11 protein-coding genes are annotated in these 12,562 nt (G+C 67.2%); 6 read left to right on the top strand and 5 right to left on the bottom strand.

Features of this window, described 5'->3' with window-relative positions:
- Positions 1-18: 18 nt before the first annotated feature.
- The 3 genes from QQZ18_RS09565 to QQZ18_RS09555 all read left to right on the top strand — a co-directional run bounded on the left by QQZ18_RS09565 (position 19) and on the right by QQZ18_RS09555 (position 5,573).
- Positions 19-1,494 carry a Y-family DNA polymerase gene (locus QQZ18_RS09565; RefSeq protein WP_284540449.1) on the top strand — a complete coding sequence of 492 codons (1,476 nt, stop codon included), beginning with the start codon at positions 19-21 and terminating at the stop codon, positions 1,492-1,494.
- A gap of 15 nt (positions 1,495-1,509) precedes the next feature.
- Complete coding sequence (locus QQZ18_RS09560; RefSeq protein ID WP_284540447.1) at positions 1,510-4,869, top strand: error-prone DNA polymerase; 3,360 nt, start codon at positions 1,510-1,512, stop codon at positions 4,867-4,869.
- A 68-nt stretch (positions 4,870-4,937) separates the two neighbouring features.
- Positions 4,938-5,573, top strand: coding sequence for a LysE family translocator (locus QQZ18_RS09555; protein WP_284540445.1), 636 nt, complete (start codon positions 4,938-4,940; stop codon positions 5,571-5,573).
- Between the two features lie 14 nt (positions 5,574-5,587).
- On the opposite strand, the gene QQZ18_RS09550 is transcribed toward QQZ18_RS09555, so the two are convergent.
- The 3 genes from QQZ18_RS09550 to QQZ18_RS09540 all read right to left on the bottom strand — a co-directional run bounded on the left by QQZ18_RS09550 (position 5,588) and on the right by QQZ18_RS09540 (position 9,701).
- Positions 5,588-7,075 (bottom strand): UxaA family hydrolase, encoded by a 1,488-nt coding sequence (locus QQZ18_RS09550; RefSeq protein ID WP_284540443.1) that lies wholly within the window; start codon positions 7,073-7,075, stop codon positions 5,588-5,590.
- Positions 7,076-7,201: 126 nt separating this feature from the next.
- The gene (locus tag QQZ18_RS09545; RefSeq protein ID WP_284540441.1) at positions 7,202-8,671 is read right to left on the bottom strand and encodes a tagaturonate reductase; all 1,470 of its coding nucleotides are present in this window, start codon (positions 8,669-8,671) and stop codon (positions 7,202-7,204) included.
- A gap of 16 nt (positions 8,672-8,687) precedes the next feature.
- On the bottom strand, positions 8,688-9,701 hold the full coding sequence (locus QQZ18_RS09540) for a zinc-binding alcohol dehydrogenase family protein (protein WP_284540439.1): 1,014 nt from the start codon (positions 9,699-9,701) through the stop codon (positions 8,688-8,690).
- Positions 9,702-9,926: 225 nt separating this feature from the next.
- Between QQZ18_RS09540 and QQZ18_RS09535 the strand changes: the two genes are divergently transcribed.
- The 3 genes from QQZ18_RS09535 to QQZ18_RS09525 all read left to right on the top strand — a co-directional run bounded on the left by QQZ18_RS09535 (position 9,927) and on the right by QQZ18_RS09525 (position 11,436).
- A complete protein-coding gene (locus tag QQZ18_RS09535) occupies positions 9,927-10,436 on the top strand; it encodes an HXXEE domain-containing protein (RefSeq protein ID WP_284540437.1) in 510 nt (169 codons plus the stop codon).
- A gap of 134 nt (positions 10,437-10,570) precedes the next feature.
- A complete protein-coding gene (gene fldA, locus QQZ18_RS09530) occupies positions 10,571-11,053 on the top strand; it encodes a flavodoxin FldA (protein WP_284540436.1) in 483 nt (160 codons plus the stop codon).
- Positions 11,032-11,436: a DUF2023 family protein gene (locus QQZ18_RS09525; RefSeq protein ID WP_284540434.1), complete on the top strand. Its 405-nt coding sequence runs from the start codon at positions 11,032-11,034 to the stop codon at positions 11,434-11,436. Before fldA ends, QQZ18_RS09525 begins: the two co-directional genes overlap by 22 nt.
- Positions 11,437-11,445: 9 nt before the next feature.
- Here QQZ18_RS09525 and QQZ18_RS09520 read toward each other — a convergent pair whose 3' ends face one another.
- Together QQZ18_RS09520 and QQZ18_RS09515 are read right to left on the bottom strand one after the other, a co-directional pair.
- Positions 11,446-12,165, bottom strand: coding sequence for an LrgB family protein (locus QQZ18_RS09520; RefSeq protein WP_284540431.1), 720 nt, complete (start codon positions 12,163-12,165; stop codon positions 11,446-11,448).
- Positions 12,162-12,548, bottom strand: coding sequence for a CidA/LrgA family protein (locus QQZ18_RS09515; RefSeq protein WP_284540429.1), 387 nt, complete (start codon positions 12,546-12,548; stop codon positions 12,162-12,164). Before QQZ18_RS09515 ends, QQZ18_RS09520 begins: the two co-directional genes overlap by 4 nt.
- Positions 12,549-12,562 lie beyond the last annotated feature (14 nt).

The raw sequence follows: 12,562 nt of genomic DNA, 5'->3' as shown, positions 1-12,562 counted from the left end.
GTCGCGGCGCGCCCGCCCATGGTGCTGACGGCAAAGCATCGGAGCGCCGCGCGTCTCGCCCATGTCGACGGGGCGGCGGTGCGGCTCGGGTTGCAGCCGGGGCTTGGGCTGGCCGATGCCCGCGCCCGCGTGCCCGGTCTTGACGTCCGCGCCGCCGATCCCGAGGCCGACGCCGCCTTCCTCGATCGCCTGTGCGATTGGGCGCAACGCTATACGCCGCTGGCCGGCCGCCGTATCGGCACGTCGTCCGTCGACCTGGAGTTTCCATATCCGGAGGATTTCACGCTGGTGCTCGACATCGCCGGCTGTGCCCATCTGTTCGGCGGCGAGGAAGCGCTGGCGGCCGACATGGCGCGGCGGCTCGAGCGGCAGGGCTTGACGGTCAGCATCGGCATCGCCTCGACCATCGGCGCCGCCCATGCGCTCGCCGCCTTCGGGCGAGGCGGGCGTTTGCAGGCCGGCGAGGAGCGGCGAGCGCTGGCGGGCCTGCCCATGGCGGCACTGCGGCTCGACGCGACGACTGTGGATGCGCTCGCCCGCGTTGGCCTCAAGCGCATCGGCGATCTGATGGACGGCCCGCGCGCGCCGCTTACCGCCCGCTTCGGCCGCACCCCGCTCATTCAGCTCGATCGGGCGCTGGGGCTGGCCGACGAGGCCTTCTCTCCACGGCTGCCCGTCGCCCCCTATTGTGCCGAGCGCCGCTTCTTCGAGCCGATCGCCCGTGAGGAAGACGTGCGTGCCGTCGCCCTGTCGCTGATCGGCGCGCTGGCCGAGCGGTTGGAGGCGGCCGGCGAGGGGGCGTTGCGTCTTCGCCTCAGCCTCTGGCGCGTCGATGGCGCGCTCGCCCATGTCGAGGCAGGTCTCAGCCGTCCGAGCCGCGAGGCGACGGTCATGCAGGATATTCTCTGCCGCCGGCTCGACAGCCTCGCCGAGGATTTCGACGCCGGTTATGGCTTCGACTGCGTCACCGTTGCCGTCACCGAGGCGAGCCGACGCGACGCCGAGGTGCTGTCGCTTGCCGGGCCCGACATGGCACTGGAGCTGACGCGCTTCGTCGACCGGGTCGGTGCCCGCATCGGCCGGGGCCGGGTGCGGCGTCTCAAGTTCTATGCCAGCCACATTCCCGAGCGGGCGAGCGGCGCAGTGCCGGCTCACGTGGCTGGGGAGGGGGCTTTTCCGGCAACCGAAGTCCTGCCCGGTGACCCGCCCGAGCGGCCGATCCGCCTGTTCGCACAGCCGGAACTGGTGGAGGCGATGGCCTCGGTGCCGGACGGCCCGCCGCTTCGCTTCCGCTGGCGGCGCGTCACCCATGAGGTGAAGCGCGCCGAGGGGCCGGAGCGGATTGCCGGTGAGTGGTGGCGGCAGGAGGCGCCGACGCGCGACTATTTCCGCGTCGAGGATGCCGAGGGGCGCCGCTTCTGGATGTTCCGCGAAGGCCTCTTTCAGGTCGAAACCACACACCCGCGCTGGTTCGTGCACGGGCTGTTTGCCTGAGGAGCGGAGGCGATCATGACCGCCTATGCCGAGCTTGCCGCCGTCACCAACTATTCCTTCCTGCGCGGCGCCTCCCATGCCCTGGAGATGGTGGGAACGGCCGGGCAGCTTGGCTATGCCGGCATCGGCATCGCTGATCGCAACACGCTGGCCGGCGTCGTGCGCGCCCATGTGGCAGCCAAGGAATACGGCGTGCGGCTCGCCGTCGGCTCCCGCCTCGTCTTCACCGACGGCACGCCGGATATCCTCGCCTATCCCAGGGATCGTGCCGCCTACGGCCGGCTCTGCCGCCTGCTGACCACCGGCAACATGCGGGCCGAGAAGGGCGATTGCATCCTGACGGCTGTCGATCTTCTTGAGTTTTCCGAAGGCCTCCGGCTGATCGTCGTGCCGCCGCGCCGCCTTCTGCCGGCCTTCGGCGCCCAGGTGAAAAAGCTCGCCGCCGACCTGTCCGGCCAGCTCTGGCTCGGCATCACCATGCCGCGCCTCGGTGACGACCGGCGCCGGCTTGCCGCCTTCGCGGCGCTGGCAAAATCGGCTGGTCTCAAGCCGATCGCCCTCGGCGACCCGCTCTATCACACTCCCGAACGGCGACCGCTGCAGGACATCGTCACCTGCATCCGCGAACACGTCACCATCGACGAGGCCGGCTTGCGCCTCGAACAGAATGCCGAGCGTCATCTCAAGCGGCCGGAGGAAATGGAGCGCCTGTTCGCCGACCTGCCGGAGGCCGTGAGCGAGACGGTGCGCTTTCTCGACGGGCTCGGCTTCTCGCTCGACGAACTCAAGTACGAATATCCGCGCGAAGCCTTCGCGGGCTACGCCACGGCTGCCGAGGCGTTGAGAGCCCTGGTCGAAGAGGGGGTGAAGCGACGTTTTCCGGAAGGAGTTGACGAGGCAATTCGCAAGACCATCGAGCATGAACTCGCCATCATCGCCGAGAAGGAATACGAGCCTTATTTCCTCACCGTCTACGACATCGTCCGCTATGCGCGCTCGCAGGGCATCCTCTGCCAGGGGCGTGGCTCGGCCGCCAATTCCGTCGTCTGCTATTGCCTTGGAATTACCGACGTGGACCCCAGGCGCGGCGATCTGTTGTTCGAACGCTTCATCTCGGTCGAACGTGACGAGCCGCCGGATATCGACGTCGATTTCGAGCATGGCCGGCGCGAAGAGGTGATGCAGTACATCTACCGGCGCTACGGTCGGGAGAAGGCTGGCATCGCCGCCACGGTGATCACCTATCGCGGCCGCAGCGCCGTGCGCGAGGTGGGCAAGGTGTTCGGCCTCACCGACGACGCGGTGACGGCGCTGTCCGGTTCGGTCTGGGGTTCGCCATCGAAGGGACTGAAGGACGACGACGCCCGCCGCACGGGCTTCGATCCCACCGAGGCGCGGCTTGCCATGGTGCTGAAATATTCCCGCGAGCTCTCGGGCTTTCCGCGGCACCTCAGCCAGCACGTCGGCGGCTTCGTATTGACGGCCGGCCGGCTCGACGAAGCCGTACCAATCGGCAATGCCGCCATGGACGATCGCACCTTCGTCGAATGGGACAAGGACGACCTCGACGCCCTGGGCATGCTGAAGGTCGATATCCTGGCTCTGGGCATGCTGACGGCGCTCGCCAAGGCATTGAAAATGCTCGGCGAGCATTATGATCGGCACTGGACGCTGGCCAGCCTGCCGGCCGAGCGGAAGGCGGTCTACGCCATGATCCAGCGCGCCGACACGCTCGGCGTGTTCCAGATCGAGAGCCGGGCGCAGATGAGCATGCTGCCGCGCCTCAGACCGAACCATTTCTACGATCTCGTCATCGAGGTGGCGATCGTTCGCCCCGGCCCCATTCAGGGCAACATGGTCCATCCCTATCTCAGGCGGCGGCAGGGGCTTGAGACGGTGAACTATCCTTCTCCCTCGCCCGAGCACGGCCCTAAGAACGAACTGGAACAGGTGCTTGGCAAGACGCTGGGCGTGCCGCTGTTCCAGGAGCAGGCGATGCGCATCGCCATCGTCGCCGCCGGCTTCACGCCGGGCGAGGCGGACAAGCTTCGACGCGCCATGGCCACCTTTCGCCGCATGGGCACCATCCACACCTTCCGTGACAAGATGGTGGAGGGCATGGCCGGGCGCGGCTACGACCGCACCTTTGCCGAGAACTGCTTCCGGCAAATCGAAGGTTTCGGCGAATACGGCTTTCCCGAGAGTCATGCCGCGAGCTTTGCCCTGCTGGTCTACGCCTCGGCTTTCATCAAGTGCTACTATCCGGACGTCTTCGCCGCCTCGCTGCTCAACGCCCAGCCGCTCGGCTTCTACGCACCGGCCCAGATCGTTCGCGACGCGCGCGATCATGGCGTCACCGTGCGGCCGCCCGACATCAACCTCTCGGATTGGGATGCGACGCTGGAGGCCGGCGCGCCGGAGGTGACACCGCATCCGCGCCACGCCTCGATGGCCGGACATATCCGGACGACCCATGCCCTCCGCCTCGGTCTCCGCGAGGTGGAGGGTCTCAAGGAGGCTGACGGCCGGCTGGTCGCCGAGCGCCGGGGCAGGGGATACGACTCCATCCGCGACGTCTGGCTCCGCACCGGCCTGCCGAGCTCGACGCTGGAACGGCTTGCCGACGCCGATGCCTTCGCCTCGCTCGGCCTCAGCCGCCGCGACGCGCTCTGGGCGGTGCGTGGTCTCGGTAGGGCCGGCGACAAGGACGACTTGCCGCTGTTCCTGGCGGCCGAGGAGGCGGGGCGCGAAACCGAGCCGGACATGCACTTGCCGCCTATGCTGCCGGGCGAGGAAGTGGTGATGGATTATCGCCACCTCCGGATGTCGCTGCGCGCCCATCCCGTCAGCTTCCTGCGCTCCCATCTCGACCGGTTGCGCGCCATGCCCTGCGACGATCTGACGCGCACCGCCGACGGCCGCCGCGTCACGGTGGCCGGTCTCATCGTGGTGCGTCAGCGGCCGGGCACGGCCAAGGGCACCATCTTCCTGACGCTCGAAGACGAGACCGGCATCGCCAACATCGTCGTCTGGGCCAAGGTGTTCGAGGCGCACAGGGCCATCGTGCTCGGCTCCCGCATGGTGTCGGTGACCGGCCGCATGCAGTCCGAAAGCGGCGTCATCCACGTGGTGGCCGATCGTATCGTCAACCTGACGCATCTGCTCGGCCATCTCGCGGCCGACAACGCGGCGGCGGCGCTGACCCCGCCCGGCGAGGCGGTCCGCGCCACCGACAAGGGCGGCGGGCTGCCCGACCCCATCTACCAGCCGCCGCACCCGGCCAACGCACCCCTGCCGCCCGAACCGGATGTGGCCGCCGACCTCGACGTGCCCGCCCGTGCCACGCGACACGTGCCGGCCCGGCGGCGGGCATGATGGCGTTTCCACATGCATTGCGGCTGCCGACCGGATAGATCTGAAGCCGTTAGGATATGGGGACGGACATGTTGGGCTACGATCTGGCGCACTGGGCGACCTTCTTTGCGGCGGCTTTCCTGCTGAACGTGTCGCCGGGGCCGGATATCGCCTTCATCCTCGGCCATACGGCGCGCGGCGGCCGCCGACAGGGGCTAGCCGCCATGTTCGGCCTGTGGGCCGGCGCCTTCTGCCATGTGCTGTTTGCCGCCATCGGTCTGTCGGCCATCGTCGCCACCTCGGCAGCCGCTTTCTCGGTCGTGAAATGGGCCGGCGTCGTCTATCTCGCCTACCTTGGCATCTCCGCCCTGCGATCGAAGGCGAGCGCCTTCGACGTCAAGGCGGCCAAGGTCGAGAGCCGCCTGTCGGCCGTCTTTCTTCAAGGCATGCTGGTCGACATCCTGAACCCGAAGGTGGCGATCTTCTTCCTCGCCTTCCTGCCGCAATTCGTCGTCGACGGCGCGGGGCCGGTACCGCTGCAGCTCCTGCTGCATGGCGTACTGATCATCGTCGTCGCGGCGACGGTGGAGCCGCTGGTGGTGCTCGGCGGCGCCTGGCTGACGGCGCGCTTGCGCGCCAGCACGCGGCTGGTCCTATGGCTCGACCGCTCGCTGGGCGCGCTATTTCTGGGCCTTGCGGCAAAGCTCGCCGCCCTGCAGCGATAAGCGGCTTTTCCCGCCTAAAGCGTGACTCCCGTTTTGAATATGACGATTTCCTTGATTTGGTTCGTTTCGTTTCTGGTTGGCTTTCCGGAGGCGATCTGGAGGACGGCGTCTGCGAAGCTGTCGCGGAGGCCCTCGACGGTGGTCTGTCCGGTGGCGATGGGGCCGGCGTCGAAGTCGATCCAGTGCGGCTTGCGCGTTGCAAGGTCGGAGTTGGTGGCGATCTTCATGGTGGGGACGACGCCGCCGAGCGGCGTGCCGCGTCCGGTGGTGAACAGCACCATGTGACAGCCCGAGGCGGCGAGCGCTGTGACGGCGACGCCATCGTTGCCGGGCGCCGACAGAAGGTTGAGGCCGGGCTTTGAGATCCTGCCGGTGTAGCCGACCACGTCGCGCACCGTGGAGAGGCCGGCCTTCTGCGTGCAGCCGAGCGACTTCTCTTCGAGCGTCGAGATGCCGCCCGCCTTGTTGCCCGGCGAGGGGTTCTCGTAGATCGGCTGGTTGTTGTCGACGTAGTAGCGCTTGAAGTCGTTGATCAGCGCCACCGTCTTGTCGAACACCTCGCGGCTTTCCGAGCGCTCCATGAGCAGCTGTTCGGCGCCGAACATCTCCGGCACCTCGGTCAGCACGGTGGTGCCGCCGATGCCGGTCAGCCAGTCCGAGAAGGCGCCGAGCAACGGGTTGGCGGTGATGCCGGAGAAGCCGTCCGAGCCGCCGCACTTGAGGCCGATCCTGAGGCGGTCGGCACCAACCTCGGTCCGCTGGTCGGCCTTCATCTTGGTGGTCAGCTCGCGGCAGAGGGCCAGCGCCTCGGCCATCTCGTCGCCGGCCTCCTGGCTGGTCAGGAAGCGGACGCGATCGGGGTCGGGCAGCTCCAGGCCTTCCCGGAAGTAGGCCTTGGTGTTGTTCTCGCAGCCAAGACCCAGCACCAGCACGCCACCGGCATTGGGGTGCGCCACGTAGTTCTGCAGGATGCCGCGCGTGTTGGCGAGGTCGTCGCCGAGCTGCGAGCAGCCATAGGGGTGGGAGAGGACGGTGACGCTGGAGCCCTCGGGCAGCATGCTCTCCTTCTCCACCGCCTTGGCGATGTTGTCGGCAAGGCCGTTGATGCAGCCGACCAGCGGTACGATGAACAGGTCGTTGCGGATGCCGATGTCGCCGTTTGCTCGCTCGTAGGCCGATATCGTCGGCACCGGACCGCCGTTCTGGGGACGGGCCGAGACATTGCCGGCGTAGCTGTAGTCGAGAATGTCGCCGAGCGCGGTCTTGAGATTGTGGACGTGGACATGCGCGCCCTTGGGAACCGCCTCGCGGGCGAGGCCGATCACCGCGCCATACTTGATCACCTTGTCGCCGGCGGCGATGTCCTTCAGGGCGAACTTGTGCGCCTGCGGCACGTCGTCGAGAAGCTTGAGACCGAAGGCGGGGATGTCGGTGCCCTTGGCAAGCGGCTCGAGGGCGACGGCGACGCTGTCATCGGGGTGGATCTTGAGAACGCGCGGCATGGCTGTCGTCCTGGGGTCTGAGGCAAGGGAGCCGGTGCGGGGAGGGCGCCGGCCATCTCTGGCATATGGGGGCGGAAGGCCGCCCCCATCAGTGGGGTTGTTCAGTGGCCTCGCCGAGCGACTCGCTCAGCGGGCGTCGATCAACTGGCCCAATCGTTCGATGCTCATCGGCGCGGCGGTGAGGTCGGCGACATCGGCGAGGACGGCTGCCCTGAGCGCCGGCGTGTCGATCGACCGGCCCCAGAAGGCGCTCTCGCCGAGATAGGCCGCAACCATCGCCTCGCGACCCTTCGGAGTGCCGTCGTCGAGGGCGCCGATCGCCGTGATCTTGGCGATGATGTCGGCGCCGTCACGCGGCGGATAGGCCTCCGAGCCCTGGAAGCGGCCGAGGTAGAACACCAGCCAGGAGGCGAGCGCCAGCGTCATCAAGGGCGCAGGCTTGCCGTGGCGATCGATGTAGGCGAGGAGCCGGTCGAGGTCGCGCGTCTGGTACTTGACGAGGCCGTTCAGCGAGATGTCGTACCAGAGGTGGCGGATGTAGGGATTGGCAAAGCGCCTCAGCACCGCATCGGCAAAAGCCTGGAGCTCGTCCCTGGGCAGGCTCAGGAAGGGAATGACCTCCTCGTTGAGCAGCCGGTCGAGGAACTTCGCCCCCACCTTGGTGGTCACCGCCTCGCCCACCGTCGCAACGCCGGAGATCAGGCTCAGGGCGCAAAGCGCGGTGTGGGCGCCGTTGAGGATCGCCACCTTGCGCGCCTTGTAGGGCGTGGCGTCGGGGACGACGACGGTGTCGGGATCGTGGATGGCCAGCGGCAGGCGCAGCTCCGGCTGGCCGGGCTGGCGCTCGATGACGAAGAAGTGGAACAGCTCGCCGGTGGTCATGAAGCGGTCGGTGTAACCGAGCTCCCGCTCGATCGCCTCGGCATCGGCGCGTGGGTAGCCCGGCACGATGCGGTCGACCAGGGTGTTGTAGAAGGCGTTGGCCTCCTTCACCCAGGCGATGAAGGCAGCCTCCAGCCCCCACTCCTCGGCGTGGCGCAGCACGATGCGGCGCAGTTCGTCGCCGTTGTGGTCGATCAGCTCGCAGGCGATCATCTGCCAGCCGGCATCAGGCTTGCCGCCGAAGGCCGTCCAGCGCTCGTGCAGGAGGCGCGTCATCTTGCCCGGGAAGGAGGCCTGCGGTGCGTCGGCGTACTTGACCGTCGGCACATAGGCGATGCCGGCGTCGGTGGTGTTGGAGATGACGACGGTGATCTCCGGATCGCGGGCGAGAGCCAGCACCTCGGTCCAGTGCTGGTGGGCGCCGATCTCCTTCAAGACCGAGCCGACGACGCGGGCCTCCGACACCTTGGAACCATCGTCGGCGACGCCGCGCGACAGCACGGTGTAGAGCCCGTCCTGCTCGTTCAGCCAGTGCGGGTTGCCCTCGGCGATCGGCCGGACGATGACGACGCCCCAGTCGAGGCCGCCGGCCTCGTTCATGCGGTCGATCTTCCAGTCGACGAAGGCGCGCAGGAAGTTGCCTTCGCCCCATTGCAGGATGCGGGCTCGCGGCCGGGGGCGGCCGTTGAGGGCGGATGCGTCGATGCTGTTCATGATGGTGTCCTCGCCCTCAGCACTCGATCAGGATCTTCAGGGTCGAGGCGCGGGCTTCTGTCCAGTAGGGCAGGGCCTTGTCGGCGTCCTTGAAGGGGAACACCTTGGAGATCAGGTCGTCTGGGGCATGGTCGAGCCCCTCGAGATAGGCGATCACCGCCTTGAAGTCGCCGATGGTGGCGTTGCGGGAGCCGTGGATGTCGAGCTCCTTCATGTTGAAGTACTTGGTGTCGTAGGTGACCGGCGCCTTGGAGTAGCCGATGTAGACGATCCTGCCGGCAAAGCAGGCGAGGTCGACGGCCTGGGTGAAGGTGGCCGGCAGGCCGACCGCCTCGATCACCACGTCGGCGCCGTCGCCGCCGGTCAGCTCGTTGACGCGCGCCACCACGTCGTCCTTGCCGGCGTCGATGGCGTGCCTGGCGCCGTACTTCAGCGCCATGGCCGTCTTGTCGCCGAGATCGACGGCGATCACCTCGGCGCCGCGCGCCACCGCGCCGGCCACCGCGCCCATGCCGATCATGCCGCAGCCGATCACCACCACGCGGTCGCCCGCCTCGACGCGGCCGCGGTCCACCGCGTGGAAGCCCACCGACAGCGGCTCGACCAGCGCCAGATGACGCGGCGCCAGGGTGTCGTTGAGGATCAGCTTGCCGTAGGGCAGCACGATCTTCTCGGCGAGGCCGCCTTCCTGCTGGACGCCCAGCGTCCGGTTGTAGCGGCAGGCATTGACGCGGCCCTTGCGGCAGGACGAGCAGGTGCCGCAGGCCGTGTAAGGCACGACGATGACCCGCTTGCCCGGCGCATACTCGGCCGGCACGTCCACCCCGGTGCAGACGATCTCCGCCCCGATCTCGTGGCCGGGAATGCGCGGCAGGCTCACCAGCGGATTGAGGCCGGAGAAGGTGTTGAGGTCGCTGCCGCACAGACCAACGTGCTTCACCGCCACCACAACCTCGCCAGCCCCCGCAACCGGCTCCGCGATCTCGTGAAACGAACTCAATCCACTGCCGTCGATCTTCAGTGCAAGCATGGCCGCCTCCCGCCGAAACGCGATCCGCCGGCAATCGATCATGGCGTGCGATTCTGTCTATTATCGATATCTAGACAAACTAACCTTGCGTTGTCAAAGCGTATTTTGGGGCGTTGGCCACCCCATTCGCTCTCTCGGGCTCAGCGTGCTACTATGGGCCGACGCCGCCAAGACCGCCGTCGCATCCTTCCGCCCGGCCGGTCAGGTCCAGCAAGGAGGTGTGTCATGACGCCCGCCGCGCTCTATTGGCTGTTTGCGCTTGCCATTACGGTTCACAATATCGAGGAGGGGCTGTTCCTGCCGACCTATGCGGGCAACACCTCGCGTCTGTCCGGTCGGGTCACCCCGTTCGCCTTCCGCTTCGCGTTGGTGGTCCTGACCGCCGCTACCTACGTGGTGGTGGCTCTCGCCGTCGCCGGCAGTCACCAGGCCACCCAACTGCTGGCCGGCCTCGCCGTGGTGATGGTCGTCAATGCGGTGGTTCCACACCTCGCTCTGACCGTGGCGTTCCGCCGCTATGCGCCGGGAACGGGCACGGCCCTATGCATCATGCTGCCGCTGTCGTTGCTCGTCATCGCCAACGGCCTTGCCGCCGATGCCATGAACGGAAGGAGCCTGTTGATCGCCGCGGTCGTGGTCGCCGTGGCGCTGATCGTGGCCATCCCCTTGCTTTTCCTGGCCGGACGCTTCGTCGAACGGCACGTTTCCTGGGTGTCGGCGAACGGGGCGGCGTAGCTCCTGACCGTACCGACCGCCTCGCCGGAGGGGACTCTGCGGGATTGCCCTAATTGCAAGTGCATCGCAACTGCAATTAGGTTTCATCAAGGTCGAGGCCGCAAGGCTCCGTCGCAGCAGAGAGGAAAAGGGAAATGACCGTTCACGTGATCTATGGGTCGGACTCCGGCCGCACCAAAGCGGCTGCCGGCAAGATCGCCGCCAAGCTCGACGCCAAGGTCATCAACATCGGCGATGCGACGGCGGCTGACTTCGAGGGGTGCGATCTCCTCGTGCTCGGCTCGCCCACCTACGGAGAGGGAGATCTCCAGGCGGATTGGGAAAGCGGCGTCGATGTGCTCGGGGAGGCCGATCTCTCGGGCAAGAAGGTGGCGCTGTTCGGTCTTGGCGACCAGAACACCTACCCGGACAGTTTCGTCGATGCCATGGGCACGCTCTATGACGCCGTGCTGGAAAAGGGCGCCGAAGTCGTCGGCTTCACCGACACCAAGGGCTATGAGTTCGAGGGATCGACCGCCGTTCGCGACGGCCAGTTCGTGGGCCTCGTTCTCGATCAGGACAACCAGGCGGGCAAGTCCGAGAAGCGGATCGCGGCATGGACCAGCCAGATTCTCTGACCTCCGTCAGCGGCCGTATCGTCAACCACTCCCTCTACGAGTTGGACAAAGGCGTGCGGCACTTGTTCATGCTGACCGTCTCCTGGGCGGACCTGCCGGGCGTCATCGCCCGGCTGGCCGCCGACCGGGTGGATCACTACGTCCACCGGCTCAACGACAGCCGCGTCAACCTGTTCTTCGGGCGGGCAGCCCTGGTGGAGACGGTCCGCCGCTTCGTCGACAAGCCGCTCTGCGAGCTGACGGCGGAGGAGGACTTCATGCTCGGCACGTTGCTCGGCTACGATCGCGAACAGCAGTGCCGCCGCTATCTCGAAAGGACGGCCATATCCGAGCGGCAGCCCTATGTCGGCGACGGGATCTCCGTATTGGCGCCCCTTTGCTGAGCGATAGCCTCAGCCACCGATCAGCGAAGCCGCCAGCGGCACCAGGACGGCCGTCAGTAGGCCGTTCAGGCTCATGCCGACACCGGCGAAGGTGCCGGTAAGCGGATGCACCTGGAAGGCGCGGGCCGTGCCGACGCCATGGGCGGCGAGGCCAACCGCGAAGCCGCGTGCCCGGCGGTCGGTGATGCGCAAGACGTTCAGCAGCGGTGTCGCCATGACGGCGCCGGCAATGCCGGTGGCAACCACGATGATCGCCGTCAGCGACGCATCGCCCCCGACCGACTGCGAGATGCCCATGGCGACACCGGACGTGGCCGATTTCGGCAGCGAAGAAATGGTGATCACCGCGGGAAGATCGAACAGCGCGGCGCAGACGATCACCGAGCCGATGGTCGCCGCCGAACCGACGACGAGCGCGGCGACGATGGGCACCAGCGAGCGCAGCACGACGCGCCGGTTTTCGTACAGCGGCAGGGCAAGGGCGACGGTCGCCGGTCCGAGCAGGAAGTGGATGAAGTACGCGCCGTCGAAATAGGTCTCGTAGGGCGTGCCGCTGGCCACGAGGATGACGCCGATCACCCAGACCGAGTGCAGGACCGGATTGGCGAGCGGGTTGCGCCGGGCCAGCAGCGAAAGACGGTCGGCGATCGTGTAGACGACGAGTGTCAGCGTCAGCCAGAGCAGTGCGCCGCCGGAAAGGTGGGCCCAGAGGCCTTCTATCGTACTCATTCCTGGCTCTCCGTGGGGGCGGGGAACCAGCGCGAAACGAACCGGAAGGTATAGGCCGTCACGGCGATCGAGAAGCCCGTGGTCACCACGATGATCGCGAGAACGCCAACGACGTTTGCCTCGAGAATGCCGAGGCGCTGCACGATGCCGACACCGGCCGGGACGAACAGAAGCGCCATCTGCTGCACCAGCGTTTCGCAGGTCTTGTCGATCTCCTCGCTGCGAAGCGAAAAGGGCAGCCATTCCCAGTGGTCCCGCACCAGAAAGAAGCCGAACAGCAGCACCAGTCCGACGACCGGAGCGGGGACGGGCAAATGCGTCAGATAGGCGAAAATTTCACCGAAGAGCTGGCAGAGCAGCACCACCGCGAGTCCGACGACCATGGGAGATCCTCAGG

The organism is Pleomorphomonas sp. T1.2MG-36 (genome assembly GCF_950100655.1).
GTDB lineage: Bacteria > Pseudomonadota > Alphaproteobacteria > Rhizobiales > Pleomorphomonadaceae > Pleomorphomonas.
This window is presented reverse-complemented; position numbering and strand designations above follow the sequence as displayed.

Bases quoted from the DNA above. Each gene is read 5' to 3' on its own strand.
- QQZ18_RS09565 (WP_284540449.1), top strand. From the start codon at position 19: ATGGTGCTGACGGCAAAGCATCGGAGCGCCGCGCGTCTCGCCCATGTC.
- QQZ18_RS09560 (WP_284540447.1), top strand. From the start codon at position 1,510: ATGACCGCCTATGCCGAGCTTGCCGCCGTCACCAACTATTCCTTCCTG.
- QQZ18_RS09555 (WP_284540445.1), top strand. From the start codon at position 4,938: ATGTTGGGCTACGATCTGGCGCACTGGGCGACCTTCTTTGCGGCGGCT.
- QQZ18_RS09550 (WP_284540443.1), bottom strand. From the start codon at position 7,075: ATGCCGCGCGTTCTCAAGATCCACCCCGATGACAGCGTCGCCGTCGCC.
- QQZ18_RS09545 (WP_284540441.1), bottom strand. From the start codon at position 8,671: ATGAACAGCATCGACGCATCCGCCCTCAACGGCCGCCCCCGGCCGCGA.
- QQZ18_RS09540 (WP_284540439.1), bottom strand. From the start codon at position 9,701: ATGCTTGCACTGAAGATCGACGGCAGTGGATTGAGTTCGTTTCACGAG.
- QQZ18_RS09535 (WP_284540437.1), top strand. From the start codon at position 9,927: ATGACGCCCGCCGCGCTCTATTGGCTGTTTGCGCTTGCCATTACGGTT.
- fldA (WP_284540436.1), top strand. From the start codon at position 10,571: ATGACCGTTCACGTGATCTATGGGTCGGACTCCGGCCGCACCAAAGCG.
- QQZ18_RS09525 (WP_284540434.1), top strand. From the start codon at position 11,032: ATGGACCAGCCAGATTCTCTGACCTCCGTCAGCGGCCGTATCGTCAAC.
- QQZ18_RS09520 (WP_284540431.1), bottom strand. From the start codon at position 12,165: ATGAGTACGATAGAAGGCCTCTGGGCCCACCTTTCCGGCGGCGCACTG.
- QQZ18_RS09515 (WP_284540429.1), bottom strand. From the start codon at position 12,548: ATGGTCGTCGGACTCGCGGTGGTGCTGCTCTGCCAGCTCTTCGGTGAA.